At 45.8% G+C, this 20,879-nt stretch carries 21 protein-coding genes and 1 pseudogene; 12 read left to right on the top strand and 10 right to left on the bottom strand.

The window, feature by feature from the left end:
- Nucleotides 1–19: 19 nt before the first annotated feature.
- Together ICW23_RS19180 and ICW23_RS11425 are read right to left on the bottom strand one after the other, a co-directional pair.
- Nucleotides 20–417, bottom strand: a pseudogene (locus ICW23_RS19180) (transporter).
- Nucleotides 418–435: 18 nt separating this feature from the next.
- Complete coding sequence (locus tag ICW23_RS11425) at nucleotides 436–1,788, bottom strand: glucose-6-phosphate isomerase (protein ID WP_016938147.1); 1,353 nt, start codon at nucleotides 1,786–1,788, stop codon at nucleotides 436–438.
- 329 nt (nucleotides 1,789–2,117) lie between these two features.
- On the opposite strand from ICW23_RS11425, the gene ICW23_RS11420 reads away from it, so the two are divergent.
- Together ICW23_RS11420 and ycaC are read left to right on the top strand one after the other, a co-directional pair.
- Nucleotides 2,118–2,684 (top strand): NADPH-dependent FMN reductase, encoded by a 567-nt coding sequence (locus ICW23_RS11420; RefSeq protein WP_016938146.1) that lies wholly within the window; start codon nucleotides 2,118–2,120, stop codon nucleotides 2,682–2,684.
- A gap of 103 nt (nucleotides 2,685–2,787) precedes the next feature.
- Nucleotides 2,788–3,432, top strand: coding sequence for an isochorismate family cysteine hydrolase YcaC (gene ycaC, locus ICW23_RS11415; protein WP_016938145.1), 645 nt, complete (start codon nucleotides 2,788–2,790; stop codon nucleotides 3,430–3,432).
- Nucleotides 3,433–3,558: 126 nt separating this feature from the next.
- On the opposite strand, the gene ICW23_RS11410 is transcribed toward ycaC, so the two are convergent.
- Both ICW23_RS11410 and ICW23_RS11405 read right to left on the bottom strand, forming a co-directional pair.
- Nucleotides 3,559–4,731, bottom strand: a complete 1,173-nt coding sequence (locus ICW23_RS11410; protein ID WP_016938144.1) for an iron-containing alcohol dehydrogenase — start codon at nucleotides 4,729–4,731, stop codon at nucleotides 3,559–3,561.
- 86 nt (nucleotides 4,732–4,817) lie between these two features.
- The gene (locus tag ICW23_RS11405; RefSeq protein WP_016938143.1) at nucleotides 4,818–5,981 is read right to left on the bottom strand and encodes an iron-containing alcohol dehydrogenase; all 1,164 of its coding nucleotides are present in this window, start codon (nucleotides 5,979–5,981) and stop codon (nucleotides 4,818–4,820) included.
- Nucleotides 5,982–6,211: 230 nt separating this feature from the next.
- Between ICW23_RS11405 and ICW23_RS11400 the strand changes: the two genes are divergently transcribed.
- Nucleotides 6,212–6,448, top strand: coding sequence for a DUF378 domain-containing protein (locus ICW23_RS11400; RefSeq protein ID WP_003152104.1), 237 nt, complete (start codon nucleotides 6,212–6,214; stop codon nucleotides 6,446–6,448).
- A gap of 47 nt (nucleotides 6,449–6,495) precedes the next feature.
- On the opposite strand, the gene yugI is transcribed toward ICW23_RS11400, so the two are convergent.
- The 3 genes from yugI to ICW23_RS11385 form a co-directional block, all read right to left on the bottom strand.
- Complete coding sequence (yugI, locus tag ICW23_RS11395) at nucleotides 6,496–6,888, bottom strand: S1 domain-containing post-transcriptional regulator GSP13 (RefSeq protein WP_003152102.1); 393 nt, start codon at nucleotides 6,886–6,888, stop codon at nucleotides 6,496–6,498.
- A gap of 197 nt (nucleotides 6,889–7,085) precedes the next feature.
- Nucleotides 7,086–8,255: an aminotransferase gene (locus ICW23_RS11390; protein ID WP_016938142.1), complete on the bottom strand. Its 1,170-nt coding sequence runs from the start codon at nucleotides 8,253–8,255 to the stop codon at nucleotides 7,086–7,088.
- The gene (locus tag ICW23_RS11385) at nucleotides 8,256–8,756 is read right to left on the bottom strand and encodes an Lrp/AsnC family transcriptional regulator (protein WP_016938141.1); all 501 of its coding nucleotides are present in this window, start codon (nucleotides 8,754–8,756) and stop codon (nucleotides 8,256–8,258) included.
- A 151-nt stretch (nucleotides 8,757–8,907) separates the two neighbouring features.
- Between ICW23_RS11385 and ICW23_RS11380 the strand changes: the two genes are divergently transcribed.
- On the top strand, nucleotides 8,908–9,729 hold the full coding sequence (locus ICW23_RS11380) for an alpha/beta fold hydrolase (protein ID WP_016938140.1): 822 nt from the start codon (nucleotides 8,908–8,910) through the stop codon (nucleotides 9,727–9,729).
- Between the two features lie 23 nt (nucleotides 9,730–9,752).
- Here ICW23_RS11380 and ICW23_RS11375 read toward each other — a convergent pair whose 3' ends face one another.
- Nucleotides 9,753–10,013, bottom strand: a complete 261-nt coding sequence (locus ICW23_RS11375) for a DUF1871 family protein (protein WP_045925833.1) — start codon at nucleotides 10,011–10,013, stop codon at nucleotides 9,753–9,755.
- A gap of 86 nt (nucleotides 10,014–10,099) precedes the next feature.
- On the opposite strand from ICW23_RS11375, the gene ICW23_RS11370 reads away from it, so the two are divergent.
- The 3 genes from ICW23_RS11370 to kapB all read left to right on the top strand — a co-directional run bounded on the left by ICW23_RS11370 (nucleotide 10,100) and on the right by kapB (nucleotide 13,101).
- Nucleotides 10,100–11,266 carry a MalY/PatB family protein gene (locus ICW23_RS11370; RefSeq protein ID WP_188154521.1) on the top strand — a complete coding sequence of 389 codons (1,167 nt, stop codon included), beginning with the start codon at nucleotides 10,100–10,102 and terminating at the stop codon, nucleotides 11,264–11,266.
- Nucleotides 11,267–11,385: 119 nt separating this feature from the next.
- Complete coding sequence (locus ICW23_RS11365) at nucleotides 11,386–12,669, top strand: sensor histidine kinase (RefSeq protein ID WP_188154520.1); 1,284 nt, start codon at nucleotides 11,386–11,388, stop codon at nucleotides 12,667–12,669.
- 45 nt (nucleotides 12,670–12,714) lie between these two features.
- A complete protein-coding gene (gene kapB / locus ICW23_RS11360; protein WP_047476997.1) occupies nucleotides 12,715–13,101 on the top strand; it encodes a kinase-associated lipoprotein KapB in 387 nt (128 codons plus the stop codon).
- 24 nt (nucleotides 13,102–13,125) lie between these two features.
- Here the strand turns inward: kapB and kapD are convergent, their stop codons facing one another.
- Nucleotides 13,126–13,743: a 3'-5' exonuclease KapD gene (kapD, locus tag ICW23_RS11355; protein WP_029575323.1), complete on the bottom strand. Its 618-nt coding sequence runs from the start codon at nucleotides 13,741–13,743 to the stop codon at nucleotides 13,126–13,128.
- A gap of 150 nt (nucleotides 13,744–13,893) precedes the next feature.
- Between kapD and ICW23_RS11350 the strand changes: the two genes are divergently transcribed.
- The 3 genes from ICW23_RS11350 to ICW23_RS11340 all read left to right on the top strand — a co-directional run bounded on the left by ICW23_RS11350 (nucleotide 13,894) and on the right by ICW23_RS11340 (nucleotide 17,538).
- On the top strand, nucleotides 13,894–15,138 hold the full coding sequence (locus ICW23_RS11350; protein ID WP_316936474.1) for an MFS transporter: 1,245 nt from the start codon (nucleotides 13,894–13,896) through the stop codon (nucleotides 15,136–15,138).
- Between the two features lie 90 nt (nucleotides 15,139–15,228).
- Nucleotides 15,229–17,103 (top strand): transglycosylase domain-containing protein, encoded by a 1,875-nt coding sequence (locus ICW23_RS11345; RefSeq protein ID WP_016938134.1) that lies wholly within the window; start codon nucleotides 15,229–15,231, stop codon nucleotides 17,101–17,103.
- 21 nt (nucleotides 17,104–17,124) lie between these two features.
- Nucleotides 17,125–17,538, top strand: coding sequence for a thiol-disulfide oxidoreductase DCC family protein (locus ICW23_RS11340; protein WP_016938133.1), 414 nt, complete (start codon nucleotides 17,125–17,127; stop codon nucleotides 17,536–17,538).
- Nucleotides 17,539–17,552: 14 nt separating this feature from the next.
- On the opposite strand, the gene ICW23_RS11335 is transcribed toward ICW23_RS11340, so the two are convergent.
- A complete protein-coding gene (locus ICW23_RS11335) occupies nucleotides 17,553–18,110 on the bottom strand; it encodes a YufK family protein (protein ID WP_016938132.1) in 558 nt (185 codons plus the stop codon).
- A 174-nt stretch (nucleotides 18,111–18,284) separates the two neighbouring features.
- On the opposite strand from ICW23_RS11335, the gene malK reads away from it, so the two are divergent.
- Complete coding sequence (malK, locus tag ICW23_RS11330) at nucleotides 18,285–19,886, top strand: malate sensor histidine kinase MalK (protein ID WP_016938131.1); 1,602 nt, start codon at nucleotides 18,285–18,287, stop codon at nucleotides 19,884–19,886.
- On the top strand, nucleotides 19,879–20,586 hold the full coding sequence (locus ICW23_RS11325; protein ID WP_016938130.1) for a response regulator: 708 nt from the start codon (nucleotides 19,879–19,881) through the stop codon (nucleotides 20,584–20,586). Before malK ends, ICW23_RS11325 begins: the two co-directional genes overlap by 8 nt.
- The last annotated feature ends 293 nt before the right edge of the window (nucleotides 20,587–20,879 follow it).

The raw sequence follows: 20,879 nt of genomic DNA, 5'->3' as shown, positions 1-20,879 counted from the left end.
AATACGCTCCTTTTAGTCTTTAGCGTCCCCGGTCTGCGATATCTTCATACGGCTTCCGCAAAGAATCAGGAGCAGCAGACAGACGCTGAAAAGAGGTAACGGCGCATTCAATCAGAACATACGTCACAATTGCGGAGAGAGCGGCATCCGGCGAAATGAGGAAAACGACGGCATACAGACAGCACTTCGTAATGAGCGAATGCATCCGGCCCATCTTCAGTTTCAGCCGGACCATATCCGTAAACAAGCCGAGGGGAAGAGCGAAAAAAAGATCGTTTGTAAGAGGGAAGCAGAGGACGGGTTCAGCGCAAAAAAGACAATAGCAGCGGAACAGAAGGAAATGACGGTATGCTTACATAAGAGCCGTGTCAATTCATCATCACACCTTTCACGGTTTAAAAAAGGCTGACCCGTCATGCGGGCCAGCCATTCTTTTTATTTCTCAAGGCGTTTTTCAAGCTCTGCTTTTTTCTCTTCAAAGCCCGGTTTGCCGAGAAGCGCGAACATGTTCACCTTGTAGGCTTCAACACCCGGCTGATCAAACGGGTTAACTCCGAGCAGATAACCGCTCATTGCCACCGCTTTTTCAAAGAAATAGACGAGATATCCAAATGTATATGCATTAAGCTCCGGAATGTTGACGATTAAGTTCGGCACTTTTCCGTCTGTATGAGCCAGCATCGTACCTTGGAACGCTTTTTTATTGACGAAATCGACCGTTTTGCCGGCTAAGTAGTTTAAGCCGTCGAGATCATTTTCCGCTTCTTCAATTGTCAGCTCATGCTTCGGTTTTTCTACGTTTAATACAGTTTCAAACAGATCGCGTCTGCCTTCCTGCACGTATTGGCCGAGAGAGTGAAGGTCTGTTGAGAAGTTAGCGGAGGAAGGATAAATTCCTTTCTCGTCTTTTCCTTCACTTTCACCGAAGAGCTGCTTCCACCATTCTGCAAAGTACTGCAGGGCTGGCTCGTAGTTAATGAGCATTTCAATGGTTCTGCCTTTATTGTACAGAACGTTGCGGACGACGGCATATTGGTAAGCCGCATTCTCTTCTAATTCCGAGCTGGAAAAGTCTTTGCTTGCATCAAACGCGCCCTTCATCATTTCGTCGATATCAGCCCCGCTTACCGCAATCGGCAGAAGACCCACCGCAGTCAGAACGGAGAAACGTCCGCCGACATCATCAGGAATAACGAATGATTCGAAGCCTTCTTCGTTAGAAAGCGTTTTTAAAGCGCCGCGCTCTTTGTCAGTTGTCGCGTAAATCCGCGCTTTCGCTTCTTCTTTTCCGTATTTTTCTTCAAGAAGTTTGCGGAAAATCCGGAAAGCGATGGCAGGTTCCGTCGTCGTTCCTGACTTAGAAATGACATTGATAGAGAAATCAGCGTCTTCCAAAAGATCCATAACGTCTTTCATATAAGTTGAGCTGATATTGTTGCCGATAAAGATGACTTGAGGGTTTTTGCGTTTATCTTTCGGCAGGACATTATAGAAAGAATGGTTGAGCGCTTCAATCGCCGCGCGGGCGCCTAAGTATGAACCGCCGATTCCGACGACGAGAAGCACGTCTGAATCTGATTTGATTTTTTCAGCGCTTTTTTTAATGCGCGCAAATTCTTCTTTATCGTAGTTTTCAGGGAGGTCCACCCAGCCTAAAAAGTCGCTTCCGGCGCCTGTTTTTTCATGGATATTATGGTGTGCCGTTTTTACGAAATCACGTGCGTATGTAAGTTCATGTTCATTGAAAAAAGGTAACGCTCTTGAGTAATCAAAGCGTACATGCGTCATTTGCTTGTCCCTCCATCACGGTGAATTGTTTTCTCTTCCACTTTATATGAACTCTACCTCTAAATCAAGTCATGAAGAAGGCCTGACGGATACGGGATTTGCGCTAAAGACGCATTCATTTTTTCATAAAATATCTCGGTTTTGAGATAGGTATTGTACAGAACGTTATATTTGTATGCATGGTGAGAAGGATCACTAATCAGATGACGAAAAATGCAGTAAAGGTGAATGCACGCACGATAAATCAAATACTTCCATTTTTAAAAATAGTGTCTATATTTGGGTTATCATGTTAAGATGAAAATAATTTCAAACCGGGAGGTGATTTTATGACTAAAACCATTGGTCTTATTTGTGGAAGTTTACGAAAAAACTCGTATAATCGAGCAATTGCTCAATCATTGATTGACTTGGATCATTCGGCGCAATTTCGTTGGATTGAAATAGACCGTCTTCCTTTTTTTAACGAAGATTTAGAAATGGCCGGAGCGCCAGAATCCGTAACATCCTTTAGAGCAGATATACAAGACGTTGACGGCGTCATCATTGTAAGTCCAGAGTACAATTCCGGAATGCCGGGGGTATTAAAAAATGCATTGGACTGGGCATCGAGACCTCGGACCTCTTCTGTGTTCAACAGAAAACCGGTTGGCTTAATCGGAGCAACCCCCGGAGGGTTCGGTACTGCCTTTAGCCAAATGCAAATGAGAGAAGTACTCGAAGCTATGCAAGTCAATGTGCTGCCCTTTCAAAAAATGCTGATTTCGCAAGTCCATGAGAAAATTGATTCCACTCAAAACATACTTACGGATGAACAAACAAACCGTTATCTTCAACGCTATTTACAACAGTTCATCCATTGGATTGATCATGCTCCGGTTCCCGTTCTAGATTAATAGAAGGATCATAACCCTCACTAAAAGTCACCTCAGAAGCTTTCTACATAATTCTTAGATGCCTTTGACAAACTTACTTAATGAATTTAAGGAGGATGATAAAATGTCTGATCTTTATTCCCGTCTTTCAAAAGATGATGCTGCTGTTCTTTTGGTGGATCATCAAACCGGCCTTATTTCCGGTCTAGTACGTGACTATGGTGTTGATGAATTTAAGAATAATGTATTGGCTCTTGGCGATACGGCTAAATTCTTTGATTTACCGGTTATTTTAACAACGAGTTTCGAAAATGGACCTAATGGCCCACTCATGCAGGAATTGACGGATCTCTTTCCTGATGCACCAAAAATAGCGCGTCCAGGACAAATTAATGCATGGGATAATGAAGACTTTGTGAAAGCCATTGAAGCGACTGGGAAAAAACAACTTATTATCGCAGGTGTAGTTACAGATGTCTGCGTTGCGTTTCCTGCACTTTCCGCAATCAAGGCAGGTTACGAAGTGTTTGTTGTGACAGATGCTTCGGGAACATTCAGTAAGCAAGTAGCAGATGCATCATTAACCCGTATGGCTCATGGGGGCGCACAGCTTATGAACTGGTTTAGTGTAGCATGCGAGTTACAACGTGATTGGCGCAACGATGTTGAAGGGTTTGGCGCATTAATTTCCAGTCATCTTCCTGGTTACCAAAACTTAATGGGGAGCTATATGGGGGCGCAGCGAGATCTTAGTACACAGAATGCATAAAAAAGAGCGCTGATTTAATCAGCGCTCTTTTTTATTCTTACTTTCCATAGTTGTTTCAGTGCAAGGAGTGTTTCACTTGCTCCTGATTCACTCATAGAAAATCCGGTAGATCTGCAGGATGGGATCTTACAGAGACGCCTTCAGGATGGCAAGCACGTCATCTTTGTTCAGTTTTTGGAAATTGCCGAATCCGCCGTGTTCCATTTCTTTTGCGGCGATATCTGCGATCAGCTCAAGCTTGTCTTCGCCGATGTCATAATCAGCAAGACGGGACGGCGCGCCGAGGCTTGACCAGAACGCTGATAACTTATCGATTCCTTCTAAAGCAATTTCTTTATCTGTTTTGCCTTCGGTATCAATGTCAAACATGTTGAGCATGAGGTTTTTAAAACGGTCTACATTTGTATCAAGCGTGTATCTCATCCAATTCGGGAACAGAATCGCAAGTCCTCCCGCGTGAGGGATGTCATAAACCGCTGATACGGCGTGCTCCATCGTGTGGGAAGCCCAATCGCCGAAATAGCCCATTTGCAGCGTGCCGTTTAAAGCGATCGTACCCGCGTATAAAATCGTTTCGCGATGCTTGTAGTTCCCGAGGTCTTCCAAAAGTTTCGGCGCTGTTTCAATCACCGTCTGAAGCACCGCAAAGCACATTCTGTCCTGAAGCGGCGTATTTTCAACATTGTGGAAGTATTGTTCGAATACGTGGCTCATCATATCCACCATGCCGTATACGGTTTGGTTTTCCGGAACGCTGAATGTATTCTCAGGGTCTAAAATGGAGAAACGCGGATGAGTGACATCGCTGCCCCATACGTATTTTTCATTCGTTTCCCAATTTGTGATAACGGAATCAGGGTTCATTTCAGAGCCTGTCGCCGCAAGCGTCAGCACCGTGCCGAACGGAAGCGCGTCCTGTGCCGTTACTTTTTTGCTGTAAATGTCCCATGCGTCTCCGTCATACTTCGCTCCGGCCGCAATCGCTTTTGTACAGTCGATGACACTTCCGCCGCCGACTGCGAGAAGAAAATCAATTTCATGCTGTCTGCACAGCTCAATTCCTTTATTCACCGTTGCCAGACGCGGATTCGGTTCAACGCCCGCAAGCTCATAAACGGCTGCGCCTTCTTCTTTTAAGATGCCTGTTACTTGGTCATACAGGCCGTTTCGCTTAATGCTGCCGCCTCCGTATACAAGCAGCACGTTTTTCCCGTATTGTTTCAGCTCTTTTTTCAATTGGTCGATTTGACCTTTTCCGAAAATCAGTTTCGTCGGATTGTAGTACGTAAAGTTCTCCATTTATCATAACCTCCAAAAAAATCGTAAGGGAATTACTATAACACAGAAAAAAAGGAGCTGCCAGTTCGGCCGCCCCCTTTATTCTATTACAATGATGCCTTCAGTATCGCAAGCACATCTTCTTTCTGAAGTGATTTGAACTGTCCGAATGCGCCGTTTGCCATCGCTTTATCTGCAATCGTATCCAGCTTTTCATCTGAAATATCATAATCAGCGAGTCTGTTCGGAGCGCCGAGGCTCGTCCAGAAAGCAGACAGCTTGCTAATCCCTTCAAGCGCGATCTCTTCATCTGATCTGCCTGCCTCGTCAATATCAAAAACACGGACGGCAAGCTGCTTAAAGCGGGCCGGATTTTCTTTGAGCACATGTCTCATCCAGTTCGGGAACAAGATCGCTAAACCTCCGGCGTGCGGTATATCGTACACCGCTGACACCGCATGCTCGATGTTGTGTGTAGCCCAATCCCCTCTTGCGCCCATTGACAGCATTCCGTTTAATGCGATGGTGCCTGTATATAAAATGGTTTCACGAAGCTCATAGTTCTCCAGATCATTGATCAGCTTCGGCGCTGTTTCAATCACCGTGCGCAGAAGTGATTCACACATCCGGTCCTGATACGGCGTGTTTGACGTATGGTGGAAATATTGTTCAAACACATGGCTCATCATATCGACCATGCCGTAAATGGTGTGGTCTTTCGGAACGGTAAATGTGTTTACCGGATCAAGAATAGAGAATTTAGGATAAACGAGCGGGCTTCCCCATCCGTATTTCTCCTGTGTCTCCCAGTTTGTGATCACTGATCCGGCGTTCATTTCCGAACCGGTCGCCGCAAGTGTCAGCACTGTTCCGAACGGCAGCGCTTCTTTCGGCTGGTGTTTTTTCGTGACGATATCCCACGCATCACCATCATATTTAGCGCCCGCGGCGATGGCTTTCGTGCAGTCAATGACACTTCCGCCGCCGACGGCCAATAAGAAATCGATGTTGTTTTCTTTACAGAGCGCAACACCTTTGTTCACCGTTGAGACACGCGGATTCGGCTCTACGCCTGCCAATTCATGTACCGTAACTCCTGCTTTTTTCAGCAGCTCGGTTACTTGATCATAAAGACCGCTGCGCTTAATGCTGCCGCCTCCGTATACGAGCAGCACGTTTTTTCCGTACGGCTTGATTTCTTCTGGAAGCTTTTCAACCTCTCCCTTTCCGAAAATCAATTTTGTCGGATTCCAATATGTAAAGTTTTGCATGACATCTCCTCCTTTGGATTTATATTATGCAGAAAGTTGACGTTCAATGTAAAGCAATCCGCTTTTTTGACGGCACATCACACGGTTTCATGACAGCGGGTTCACGGGAAAGGCACTGGTACAGCATGAGACAGGATGCGATTTTCACGCCGGAGAAGGAAGCATGTATAGTTTCTTTGCTTTGTCACAATCTATAACTGTTTCACGAATTCATAGAGGAGGTTGTTTACATGAGTGTTATTCAGCGGATCTGTCTTGTTTTAACCATTATCGGCGCGATTAACTGGGGACTGATCGGATTTTTCCAATTTGATTTAGTAGCAGCCATCTTCGGCGGCCAAGGATCAGCTCTGTCGCGGATTATTTACGGCCTTGTCGGCATCGCCGGTCTCATCAATCTCGGCCTGCTGTTTAAGCCGAACGAAGAAACATCCCGCGAGGAAGCGGCAAATCCAGAAGTCAGATAAACATAAAAAAAGCACCGAACATACATATCCGGTGCTTTTTTTGATGCTTATTTTTTGATAAGGTCTTTGCGGTTGGACTGTTCGATCCACTCTTCAAGCTTATCTTTCAATGTGTTGAAACCTTGCGGAGCAGATGTTTCTTCAGAAACTTGAGCCGCTTTCGGTTTTCTTGGCTTGCTTTCTTTTCTTTCAGGCGCTGCTTGAGTCGCACGGATAGAAAGGCTGATTTTGCCTTTTTCTTCGTCAACTGCAAGAACTTTTACTTGTACTTCGTCACCGATAGAAAGGTGCTCGTTAATGTCTTTTACGAAACCGTGAGTGACTTCAGAAATGTGAACAAGTCCTTGAGTTTCTTCATCTAATGCAACAAACGCACCATACGCTTGTAATCCTGTTACTTTACCAGTGTAAACACTGCCCACTTCAAATTTTGCTGCCATTCATAACAACTCCTAAGTTAAATTAAATACAGTTTATACGCAATTTAAAATTATATCATACAAGTTTGTTTTTCGCAAAGGGAACTTTTTTGTATGATGATGTTTAAGCACAGAAAAAGGTGGGTATACTATGACTACGAAGGCTTTCTAGTATTCCCCCCCTTTTATTTGGATGCGAACCGGGTTCGTATCTTTTTTTATGCCCTTTTTTCAACAAACCGTTTGATTCTGACGAGCGCTTCCTGAATCTGCTCAATAGATGTTGCATAGGAGCATCTGATGTACCCTTCGCCGCTCGGGCCGAATACATTCCCCGGAACGACGGCTACTTTTTCTTCAAGAAGCAGCTGTTCCGCGAACTCTTCTGAACTCATGCCTGTCGATTGAATGGAAGGAAAAGCGTAAAACGCTCCGCCAGGATGGTGGCAGCCGAGTCCGATTTCGTTCAGTGTTTCCACAATCAGATTTCGGCGTCTCCGGTAGCTTTTTTTCATTCGTTCGACGTCTTCCTGACCGTTTTTCAAACCTTCAAGCGCGGCGTACTGCGCCATAGAAGGCGCGCACATCATCGCGTGCTGATGAATTTTGAGCATGGCATCCCTGATTACGGGAGGCGCCGCCGTAAATCCGAGTCTCCATCCCGTCATGGCAAATGCTTTGGAGAACCCTGAAATCAGAATCGTCCGCTCCTTCATGCCGCGGATGGCCCCCATGCTCGTGAATGGCTCATCATACGTCAGCTCGGCATAAATTTCATCGGAAAGCACGATCAAGTCATGTTTTTCAGCGAAAGCAGCGATGGATTCAAGTTCTTCTTTCGAATAGACGGAACCGGTCGGGTTTGACGGCGAGCAAAGGAGCAGCGCTTTCGTTTTGTCCGTCAGGGCCGCTTCAAAATCGACCGGGGATGCTTTGAAACCTTTTGCAGCGACAGTCTGAATCGGCACCGGCTTCGCCCCCGTCAGCGTCACGAGTGATTCATATGCGACAAAACACGGTTCGGGAATTAACATTTCCTCTCCGGGATTCATAATGGCACGGACAGCGAGATCAAGCGCCTGGCTTGCCCCTACCGTAACGATCAGTTCACTGTCAGGCGAGTAATTCAGGCCGAACCGCTTATCTAAATAGCGGCTGATCTCTTCTCTCAGTTCATAAAGACCCGCATTTGCCGTATAAGCCGTGTAGCCCTGTTCTAAAGAAAGAATACTCGCTTCCCTCACGTTCCAAGCCGTCACAAAGTCAGGCTCTCCCACTCCCAGTGAAATGACGCCTTCCATCGTAGCGGCCAGATCAAAGAATTTGCGGATGCCTGACGGTTTAATCTGCTGCACATAATCCGATAAATAAGAAGTCTTCGTTTCCATTTACGGAGACACCACGATTCTTTTGTCATCGTCTCCGCTTTCAAAGACTTTGCCGTCATGCTTATATTTTTTCAGGATGAAGTGCGTTGTCGTGGAAACGACAGACTCAAGGGTGGACAGTTTTTCAGAAACGAAGCTCGCCACGTCTGACATCGTATTGCCGCGGATGACGACAGATAAGTCATACACCCCTGACATCAGGTACACTGATTCGACTTCCTGGAATCTGTATATCCGTTCAGCAACTTCATCAAAGCCGACATTTCGTTTCGGAGTGACTTTTACGTCAATCATCGCCGTGACGCCTTCCAGCCCGTCAACTTTGCGCCAGTCGATCATCGCCGCATAATCAATGATGACTTTTTCCTTTTCAAGCTTTTCAATGATGCTTTTGACTTCATCAGCGGGAATGTTCGCCATTTTGGCGATCGTTTCCGCATCAACGCGGCTGTTTTCGTCTAAAATTTCTAATATTTCTGTTTCTTTTTCGGTCAGCTTCATACGTTTCACACCTTTGCTTAATCAAAAATCTTCATGACATTATATCATGATTTTCGACAAATGCTAAGAAAAACCCGCAAGAAACCAGAGCTAAAATCTGACAATTAAAAAGCCATTACACTACAACACAGAAAGGACGGAGAAGACGCTCATGGAAGCTGTTTCACCGATTAAACGGGCCGCGATACACGGAGTTGAGCTGTATTACGAGCATTATGAGAATCCCGGCAGACAGACGCTCGTCTGCGTACACGGTTTTTTATCTTCGGCATTCAGCTTCAGAAAACTGATTCCGCTGCTCAGAAACCATTATGATATTATCGCCGTTGACCTGCCTCCTTTCGGACAATCGGAAAAGTCACGGACGTTCGTATACACTTATGCAAACCTCGCCAAGCTTCTGATCGGACTTTTGGAAAAGCTCAATATCAGCCGGGCCGCGCTCGTCGGCCATTCGATGGGCGGCCAGATTTCCTTATCCGCGTCTTTGCTTAAACCCGAGCTTTTTACTAGAATCGTCCTGCTGTGCAGCTCGGGGTATTTAAAACGCTCGCATCCGTCGATTATAGTCGGAACGCATATCCCTTGTTTTGACCTGTATCTTAAGTATTGGCTTTCAAAAGACGGCGTGCTGAAAAACCTGTTAAATGTCGTGCACGACCGGACGCTTATCGACCAGGAAATGATTGACGGTTATGAAAAACCATTTACAGACCGCCAGATTTTCAAAGCGATGACAAGGTTCATCAGACATAGGGAGGGCGATTTGGACTCCGAGAATTTGAAGAAAATACAAAACCCCGCGCTCTTAATATGGGGGGAAGAAGACCGGGTCGTGCCGGTTTCAGTTGGAAAACGGCTTCATCACGACCTGCCGGATTCTATTTTATATTCGCTTAAAGATACGGGGCACCTCGTCCCCGAAGAGCGTCCTGAGTTTGTTTCAGAGCGGATTTTTGAATTTGTCCAATAAAAAAACCGGCGTTTCCGCCGGTTTTAAGGGGTGCAGGAGCTGCTTTCTTTTATGAGCAGAAGCTGCGCGGCGGCCTTTTGACAGTCTTCGATCGGAAGCTTTTGTTCAAATGAAACTTCAAAGATGTCCTGTATGGCTTCTGCCAGCTTGCCGGCGCTGTCTTCACGATATACGGCCTGAACGATATCGACGGCTTCTGTTTCATAAAATTCTTCTCCATATTTAAACGGGTCCCACTTGGCAATGATTTTCATCATTTCCATGACCGCTTGGCTTTCTTCCATTTTCATCACCGCTTATAATAAAGTTTGAAAATCTATTTTATCATAGATACGATGTGAAAAATAATGATACAACAGGAGTGACATACATGAACTTTGACCTTCGAGAAAACCGCTTTGGCACTCAATCGGTGAAATGGGACAAGGCGGAAGCGTTATTCGGCGTATCGGACGCACTTCCGATGTGGGTGGCCGATATGGATTTCCGCGCTCCCGAAGCAGTCACAGAGGCATTAAAAGCCCGTCTTGACCATGGCATATTCGGTTATACGTCTCCTGACGAAAACACAAAAAAAGCCGTCGCTTCATGGCTTGATACACGGCACGGCTACCGGCCAGATCCCGCAAGCATCACGTTCAGCCCCGGAGTTGTGACGGCGCTCAGCATGGCCGTCCAGGCCTTTACCGAACCGGGAGATGAGGTTTTGATCCAGTCACCGGTATATACGCCTTTTTATCAGATGATCGAAGAAAACAAACGGCAGGTTTTACATAATCCTTTACGGGAAGAAAATGGAATCTACCGCATGGATTTTGAGGACCTTGAGAAAAAGCTGAGCGATTCCGAGGTTAAGCTGATGATTCTCTGTAATCCGCACAATCCGTCCGGCAGAGCGTGGAGCCGGGATGAGCTTTTGAAGCTCGGATCGCTGTGCGCCGCCCATAACGTCACCGTCGTTTCTGACGAGATTCACTCCGACTTGATGCTGTACGGAAAACCGCACACGCCTTTTGCTTCTCTGTCTGAGGATTTTGCGCGGATTTCCGTTACTTGTGTCGCGCCGAGCAAGACGTTTAATATTGCCGGCCTTCAGGCATCGGCCATTATCATTCCCGATCGGTATAAGCGGGCGAAATTCTCCGCGGCATTGCATCGGAACGGGATCTCCAATCTCAACATATTTGCGGTTGCAGCAATCGAAGCGGCTTATACAAAGGGAGGCCCTTGGCTTGACGCGCTGATTCCTTACATTGAGGGGAATATGAAATTAGCTGAGGACTTTTTTAAAAAAGAATTGCCGAAAGTCCGCATGATGAAGCCTGATGCTTCCTATTTGATCTGGATGGATTTCAGCGAATACGGATTTTCAGACGCCGAGCTCAAAGAAAGAATGCTCAAAAAAGGGAAAATCATTTTAGAACCGGGAACGAAATACGGACCGGGCGGCGAAGGATTTATGAGACTCAATGTCGGCTGTTCAGCCGCAGCTGTAAAAGAAGGGCTTGAGAGAATCAAAGCAGCGCTTGCTTCATAACGTAAAGGACGCCTTTATCAGAAGAGATAAGGGCGTTCTCTTTAGAGAAATGTATACTTTTTTTGCCGGTAAAGATGTTATAATAGGTTCATATTTACATAAGAAAGGATTTCGCATAAATGGAGATTGTAAAGGATTATCTGCTTCACTTCTCTTTTCTTTTATTTCCTATTTTTCTCTATCAAGTCTTCTGGCTCAGCAAGCCCGATTTGCTTGTGCCGAGAGCGAACCGCCTGCTGGTCGCCGTATTTGCAGCGGCATCTTCATTATTATGTACGGCTTTTCCCATCCAGGAGCTTCATTCCGTCCGTTTCGGATTGCAGCTGATTCCCATTATCGTCTGCCTGCTTTATTCCGGAACTGCCGCAGGACTTGCCGCAGGAGCAGCGTCTGTTTTGTTCCAGCTCATATGGTTTGAACCTTCCGCTCTTTTTTTCTTATCCTTAATTCCTTTTTTAATCATCATCTCTATCCAGCTCCAAACGAAATGGCCCTTTTTTTCAAAGCGGAAGAAACTGATTTTCGCTCTTCTCATCGGCTGTACTGAAGCCGCCTTATTAACCGCATCTGTCTTCATCTATTCCGTGACCAATATTTTCAACTTTCAAAATCTATCTTCCGTATATTATGAGGCGGGAGTATCCGTTTTTTTTCAGATCAGCGCTCTTGTGCTGTGCATTTATTTGATTGAAATCATTGATGAGAATGCGTCCATGCGGGCAAGGCTGATTCACTCAGAGAAAATGGCTGTCGTCAGCGAGCTTGCGGCAAGCGTCGCACACGAAGTCCGCAATCCGCTCACGGTCGTCAGAGGTTTCGTGCAGCTGCTGTTCAGCGGCGATCAGCTTCGGGATAAATCACACGCCGGGTATCAGAAGCTTGTGCTGTCCGAACTTGACCGGGCTCAGACGATCATAACGAATTATCTGGATATGGCGAAGCAGGATGATTATGAAAAAGAAAAGTTTGATATTTCTCTGCTTGTGAAGGAAACAGGTTCCTTAATGGAGTCATACGCCAATTTTAAATCGGTGACCGTTACTGTTCGAAGCGAGCCGGATTTATATGTGTTCGGGGATGTGAAAAAACTGAAACAAGCCTTCATTAATCTGATTAAAAACAGTATTGAAGCCGTGCCTTCCGAAAACGGCCGAATCGAGGTCTCCGTCCAAAAACAGGAACAGATGATTCTCATTCAGATTACGGATAATGGGATCGGCATGTCCGACGAAGAACTTCAAAAACTCGGCAAGCCGTATTATACGCTGAAGACTAACGGCACCGGACTTGGGCTTACTGTGACATTCTCCATTATTCAGCATCATGAAGGCTCCGTCTATTTCACCAGCGGAGAGCACTCGGGCACCACGGCCTCTGTCAGGCTTCCGGCAGCTGTTGTCTAGCCAATCGCGTTGATCTTATATAGAATAAACAGAGAGGTGAACGCAATGAATTCATTTGAAATCGGCACAATCGTAAAAGGGTTTTATAAAACAGGAGTATACATAGGGGAAGTGACAGACGTCAGGCCCAATCACTATTTAGTAAAAATTAAAGCCGTTCTGACGCATCCCGCTCAAGGAGATCTTCATCATCCGAAGCAGGCCGATGTTCCGTTTTTTCATGAAAGAAGAGCGCTGGCATTCGGAGAACAGACAAACATACCGCATCATATGGTCAAACCGTTTGAAGGCGAAGTTCCTGATTATACGGCTTCCTTACAAGCGGCGGCTGCCCGGCTGAAAGATCAGCTCACAGCGGACGGCTCAGAATGGGCGAAACGTTCGCTCGCCAACTTGGCCGTGTTAGAGCGCGACTATTTTAAAAGACTATGACCCAGTCGGCATGATTGGGTTTTTTTATGTGGCCCGGCGAAACAGTTCAGTCAGATCGACGCGATCGCCGATCGTCGGAGGTTTCGGTTTTTCAAGGTATTGTTTATCCCGTTCGACAAGCTTGAATAATTTATAAGTCGTCTGCGCATCATCAAGCGCTTTATGATGTGTGCCCGTCCCTTTATCGCCATACTCTTCAGCCGCTTTCCAAAGCCCGGTCAGTGTTCTGTCTCCGAAGAAGTTTTTATATTCAAGGGACAAATCCCGGAGTTCTCCTTTAAATGGAAAGGGGATGTGGTTAAACATGCAATTTTGCTTTAACACTTTCATATCCATATTGCCCCAGGTGACGATCGTGCAGTTTTTATCAGGGTCAAGCTCATTTAATTTGCGGATGAATTCATTAAACGTGATTCCGCCGTCCACGTCTTTTTGGGTGATGTTCAGAAAGGTTTTGCATCGTTTTGTCAGCTTCGGAAATTTTTTCGGTTTGATATAACTCGAAAACGTTTCAGTCACTTCATCATTCACTGTCTTGACAATCCCCGCTTCAATAATTTCGGGGAAGAAATTTTGCGGGCTGTATTTTCCGTCAGGCATCGTAAATTCAAAATCAATAATGAGAAGACTGCGCTGATCCACTTTTTTACACCTGCCTTTCCTCCGATCAAAAATGATATTTTATGATAGTATATCAGTTTCCCCTCTGAAACTTTCTTCATTTTCTAAAAATAATGAATTTTCCTATATCCGCATCGAAAATACAAATACCGGATTCATTCCTATATACTTATAATTAGACACACGAAAAGTAAAGAAGGTGATGTTATTTCTGTCCGTAAGAAGAACTTCGTCGTCATTTGGATTACAAATTTCTTTATTTCCGCCAGCATGACTATGATTGTTCCGTTTCTTTCGTTATATATTGAAACGATCAGCCCCCATTCGGGCGGGTATGTGCAGAGATGGAGCGGTTATGTGTTCGGCGTCACGTTTTTAATGGCGTTTGTGATTTCCCCGTTTTGGGGAAGATTCGGCGATAAGCGCGGCTACAAAAAAATTCTCTTGATTACCGGCACCGGCATTGCCGTCAGCATTTTATTGATGGGGTTTGTGACATCGGTTTATCAGCTGTTTGTCCTCCGGCTGCTTATGGGCCTTGTCACGGGCTTTGTTCCGACATCATTGGCGATGATTTCGGCGCAGACGCCGAAAGAGACTGCCGGGAAAACACTCGGCACGCTGCAGATGGGTCAAGTGTCAGGCACTTTATTCGGACCGATGCTGGGCGGGCTGCTTGCTGACAGCTTCGGGTTTACGTACACGTTTTTTATTACGTCTTTTGTCATTTTCGCATCTGTGCTTCTCGTTTTATTTCAGGTCAATGAGCAGCCGCTCGGCGAGAAACAAAGCAAGCGGAAAACCTACTCCAGAAAACAGGTGCTCTCTTATATTTTTCACCAGCCCGCGCTTTGGGCGATGATGGTGCTTACTATGATCGTGCAGACCGGCAATTTCAGTATTCAGCCGCTTCTCGCTTTATATGTCAATGAGCTGCACGGACCTGTTAATTTAGCTTTTTTCTCCGGAATGGCGTTTTCAGCGACCGGACTCGGAAGCTTGCTGCTGGCCCGGAAATGGGGAGACCTCGGCGACCGCTTCGGCCACAGCCGGATCTTAATCGTGCTTTTAATTGCCTCAGCGGTGTTTTTTATTCCGCAGGCGATCGCCTCCTCCCTTTCCATCCTTTTAGTCTTCAGATTTCTGTTCGGGATGGTCATGGGCGGGACGCTGCCTTGTATTACGGCAGCGATCCGCGTCAGGGCGCCGGGCAGCATTCAGGGGGAGGTGCTCGGCTATAACGTCAGCTTCCGTTTTCTCGGAAACGTAATCGGCCCTCTGCTCGGCGGTGCGGTATCGAGCAGTTTTTCCATTTCGGCCGCTTTCTACGTCACCGCCTTTCTCTTTTTGGCAGGCGCGGGGCTTTTATGGCTGACCGGACATTTGCAAAAAGATACAGCGTCTGATGCGGGCTGACCGATCAGCAATTACGATTTCTTCTAAATTTAACCTTCTCGTATTCTTAAAAGAATGATACGATATGGCTAGAAATCAGGAGAAAAGAGAGTGACCATGGTACGTAAAATAATCGGATGGATTTTGCTGCTCGGCATTATCCCGTTGTTTGCATTTACAGTTATTGCTTCCGGCAAAGAGGTAAAACAAATCAAGCCTTTTGATCAGGTGCTCGATAAACATATTGATTTAAAAGCGATCAACCTGGTTCAAAACAGTTACATGTATGACAGGGACGGAAGCCTTGTTTCTGAGATTGTCAGCGATCATGAGAACCGCGTGATCGTGCCCTTTAATAAAATACCGAATGAGGTAAAACAGCTGTTTTTAACCTCTGAAGACCGTCATTTTTATGAGCATAAAGGGTTTGACTTTATGGGGATGGTCAGAGCGGCCGCCTCCAATTTCAAAGATCATAAAATTGACCAGGGCGCCAGCACCATCACCCAGCAGCTGGCGAGAAATGTGTATTTAAGCCATGAACGCACCTTCAGCCGAAAACTGACGGAGCTGGCCTATTCCTATCAGCTTGAGAAAAAATACAGCAAAGATGAGATTTTGGAAGGCTACTTAAATACGATTTATTTTAATAACGGTGTATACGGTGTCGGTTCGGCGGCACAATTTTATTTCAGCAAGCCGCTGAAATCTCTCACCTTGGGAGAAATGGCCTTTATCTGCGCCATCCCTAATAACCCTACATTATATGATCCTCTCAAGCATTTTGACTATACGAAAAAACGACAAGTCAGATTGCTTAACGGATTAAAAAAAGCGGGTGTCATATCCGGAAAACAGCTGAAAAAAGCCGAAAAGGAAAAGATCAAGCTTGATATAAACGAAAAAACAAACAAATATCCTGACTATGTTTCCTATGTAAATGATGAATTCACACAGCTTGTTTCATCATCTGAAGGCTATGACAAACGCCTTGAAAAAGCTTCCGGAAAGGCGAAACAAAAAATACAGAGTGAGCTTTCCGATAGAGTCGGCACATTGTTAAAAGACGGTGTGAAGATTTATACGGCGCTGAATCCGTATATGCAAAATCAGGTCGTCGCCCAAGTGAATCAAAATCTGCCGTATGCAGGCGTTCAGGGCGGAGCGGCCGTGATTAATCATCAGACGCATCAGATTATCGCGCTTTCAGGCGGGAAAGATTATCATAAATATGATTTCAACCGCGCCTATCAGGCATACAGACAGCCCGGTTCATCCATTAAGCCGCTGCTTGATTACGGGCCTTACATTGAAAAGACCGGCGCAACGCCGCACAGCAAGATTGACGCAAGCAAATTCTGCAGTGCGGATTACTGCCCGCAGAACTATAATAACCGCACGTACGGGACGGTTACGCTGGAAACGGCGTTTAAATACTCGTACAATACACCGGCCATCAGAATCATGGACCGCGTGGGCGTCAATAAGGCGTTCAGCTATCTTGAACCGTTTCATTTCGCGAAGCTGGTCAGCGCGGATTACCGTCTGCCTGCGGCGCTTGGCGGTTTTACAAACGGCATGACGCCGCTTGAAATGACCAATGCGTACACCACGTTCGGAAACAACGGCGTTTATACGCCGAGTCACGCGATTACGAAAGTGACTGATTTAAAAGGAAAAACGATATTAAAATGGAAAGATGAGCCGACGCAGGTATTCAGCGTGCGGACCAACATGCAGATCAAAGAAATGATGAAAGCCGTCGTGAAAAGCGGAACAGGGAAAAAAGCGAACTTTAAAGCTCCGTACGTCGGCGGAAAATCAGGGACGTCAAATGACTATCACGATATGTGGTTTGTCGGCCTGACGGATGCTTACACGATGGGGGTATGGGTCGGCAAGGATACACCGTCAAGCGTCGAATATCTGCATGACGCAAGCCCTCAGCTTTCGATCTGGAAAAACACGCTGCAGGCAGCTTATTAAAGATAATGGAGGGGATCCGACTTGAAACCAGCTCAGCTTCCGGACCGCGTGCTTTTGTTTGACGGCGTCTGCAACTTATGCAGCGGCGCCGTTCAATTCATCATTAAACGCGATCCGGCCGGCCTGATCTCATTTGCATCATTGCAATCAGATACCGCCCGGGAGCTTTTGGCATCAGAAGGACTTCCGACAGAACAATTTGACAGCATGATTTTTATCGAAAACGGGCGGATCTACAAAAAATCCGCAGCCGTATTAAAGGCTGCCCGGCATCTCTCCGGGGCCTGGCGGCTGTCAGCGGTTTTTTTCGCAGTGCCCCGCCCTCTCAGGGACAGAGCTTATTCTTTCATCGCCCGGCGCCGTTATAAATGGTTCGGAAAGAAGGAAGCATGCATGCTCCCCTCCCCTGAGATCAAAAACCGATTTCTATCCTAATAAAAATGGCTAGCTTACACAGGTAAGCTAGCCATTATGCTATTATAAAGCTTGATAAAGATGTACAAAATACCGATAACAAAAGTAAACCAAAACAGAATCTCGAGCAATATGAAACCGATCAGCGAAACGACCGAGAGCGTTGAATAGATTCTGTACACCATGAAGATCAAATAAACGAGTGTGACAACGGCAAAAAACGCCGCAATCCAGAAACCATTCTGCACAAGCGCAAAGGAAAGAATTCCGCCGCCTACATAAATTAAAGAGCCTAATCTGATTTTTTTCAGGTTTTCCCCTTCAGGGTCATTTGTGAAAAACAATAGAGACAGCTCTGTCACTGTGTCTGCAATCAGCTTCAAAGCCGAAAAAAGCATAAAATACACAAGGGCGAACGCTGCAAAAAGCGCCAGTCTGATCCCTTTCTCAGAGAAATAATCCAGCATTCCCTGATACATGCCGAGCGTCTGAAGCATTTTCATGACATAAAGCGAGGTAGAAATGGATAATGACGAACTAAAAAGCAGAATCGCAACGAGCGGAAAATAACCCGTCCAATAAGTATTTTTCATATAAAAAGTCCCTTTCTGTAATCTACTTCACTTATTATGGAGGACTTAAAACACATTGACAAGATAAAAAATTCCATTTTTCCTCACTTTTACGAAATAAGAGCCCGATCTTCACAAACCGGCTTTTTCGGAGTAAAGTAGAACGCGGGAATGATAAACGTAAGGAAGGCTGTCATGAAAAAAACATTAAAATTGCAAACCCGATTAACGATATTCGTCTGTATTGTCGTTCTTATCGCACTTTGTATCACCTTTTTCACTATCAGCGTCCAGACCGCAGACCGCGTGAAAGAAGAAGAGCGGACAACCGCCCTGCGAACCGCAAAGCTGGTCGCGGAAACACCGAGTGTCGCGCAGGCATTGCAAACAAGAAAAGGGCTGCAAGAGCTCCGGCACTATACACTGGATGTCCAGCATACGACAGGAACCGAATTTGTCGTGGTGATGGATATGAACAGCATCCGTCTCACCCACCCCGACGCAAATAAAATCGGTAAGAAATTCACCGGCGGAGACGAACAGCCGGCGATGCACGGCCATATCAAAACGAGCACATCAGCGGGAACGCTCGGGAAATCCATGAGAGCCTTCGTTCCGATCTACGGAAAAGATAAAAAACAAGTGGGCGTCGTTTCGGTCGGAATTTCGCTTAACAAAATACAGGATGTCGTCAGCCACAGTTTGAGACCGCTTTATTTCATTATCTGCGTAAGTATTTTTGTCGGCGTTATAGGAGCCGTCATTGTCGCCCGCACCGTTAAAAACATTATGTACGGTCTTGAGCCTTATGAAATTGCCACTCTGCTTGAAGAGCGGAGCGCCATGCTCGAATCCACGAAGGAAGGCATCCTCGCGGTTGACGCGCGGGGAAAAATTAAGCTCGCCAATGCCGAAGCGAAACGCCTCTTTATTAAAATGGGTATTCCGACTAATCCGGTCGATCAAGATGTGAACGATATTCTTCCGAAAAGCCGGCTGAAGCAGGTGATTGAAACGAAAAAACCGCTTCAAGACAGGGATATCCGCATTAACGGACTTGAGCTTGTTTTTAATGAGGTTCCGATTCATCTGAAAGGACAAACCGTCGGAGCGATCGCCACTTTCAGGGACAAAACTGAGGTCAAACATTTAGCAGAACAGCTGTCCGGTGTTAAAATGTATGCAAACGCATTAAGAGCACAGTCCCATGAATTCATGAATAAGCTTCATGTCATTTTAGGACTTGTCCAGTTAAAAGAATATGATGATCTCGGCACTTATATTAAGGATATCGCCATTCAGCAGAAGACGGAAACAAGCGAGATTATCAGCGATGTCAAAAGTCCGGTTCTTGCAGGGTTTCTGCTGGGAAAACAAAGCTATATACGCGAACAGGGCGCTGACCTGGACATTCAGCTCGGCAGCATGATTCCGAATGCGGCGGACCCCGCCGTCATCCACGAGCTCATTACGATTATCGGAAATCTGCTGAACAATGCGCTTGACGCGGTGGCGCAGATGCCGAAAAAAAACATTACGTGTTCGATGCGGTTTCAGGATCGACTGCTTGATATAGAAATTACGGACACCGGGGCCGGAATGTCCGCCGAAGACCAAACCCGTATTTTTGAACAAGGCTATTCCACGAAAGGGACAAACCGGGGATTCGGTCTCTATTTTACCCAGCAGGCAACAGAAAATTTAAAAGGCCACATGATTGTGACAAGTGAAAAGAATGAAGGAACGACTTTCAGTCTTCGCATTCCGTATGAACCGAAGGAGGAAAATGATGATTAATGTACTCATAGTTGAAGACGACCCCATGGTGGGTGAATTAAATAAACGCTATCTCAGCCAGATTGAAGGCTTTCAGCTGAAAGGGATCGCTTCATCCTTTCAAAGCGCGCTGCACGTGTTAAGCGAGCATCATATCGACCTCATCCTCCTTGACATTTATATGCCGGGAAAAAACGGTCTTGAGCTTTTAACGGAAATCCGCAAACAAAATGAATCGGTCGATGTCATCGTCATTTCAGCCGCAAGCGAGCTGGATGTCATCAAAAAAACACTTCGGTACGGCGCCGTCGATTATTTAATCAAACCATTTGAGTTTGACCGCTTTCAAACCGCCCTTTCCGACTACAGACGCAAGCAGAAGGTTTATCAATCACACAGAAGCATGACACAGAAAGAATTAGATGCGGAGCTTTTTCAAAAGAAAGTAGCGGCGGAAAAGGTTCACCTTCCGAAAGGACTGACAAAAAGCACGCTTAAACTCATCTGGGCGAGCATCGAATCTTTCGGCGACAGCTCTTTTACTACGGAAGACCTCGCCAAGCATACTGAAATCTCGCAAGTCTCCATCCGGAAATACCTTAAATTTCTTGAAGACATTCAAGTGCTGAACGTAGAGATGGCGTACGGCACGATCGGCAGACCCGTCTTTCAATACCATATCAACACCGGCAATGTCAGCACCATAAAACAATATTTATAATGTCAAAAGCGCCGTTCCGCCGTGAACGGTGCTTTTTACTGTCATATCCCCTGACAAAAGGCTTGAGATTCCGTTTTGATATGCTATATAAGAATAATGACCCGACGGAGCCGCCGATGATTTATCCAAATGAGGAAACAGATTCATAATATTGATATTTTTTTAAAAATAAGCAAATTTCTATTTATTTATGCTGGGTAAAATGATAAATTATGATTGGTTAGCTGATCTTTTCAGATATGACATAAGTCCCGAACTAATACGAGACAGCCGCTCAAAGCGGGAAAAAGAGA

This window comes from Bacillus sp. 1021 (assembly GCF_014534735.1).
Lineage (GTDB): Bacteria > Bacillota > Bacilli > Bacillales > Bacillaceae > Bacillus > Bacillus siamensis.
Note: the sequence above shows the minus strand (reverse complement) of the source record. Positions and strands in the feature narration are given on the sequence as shown.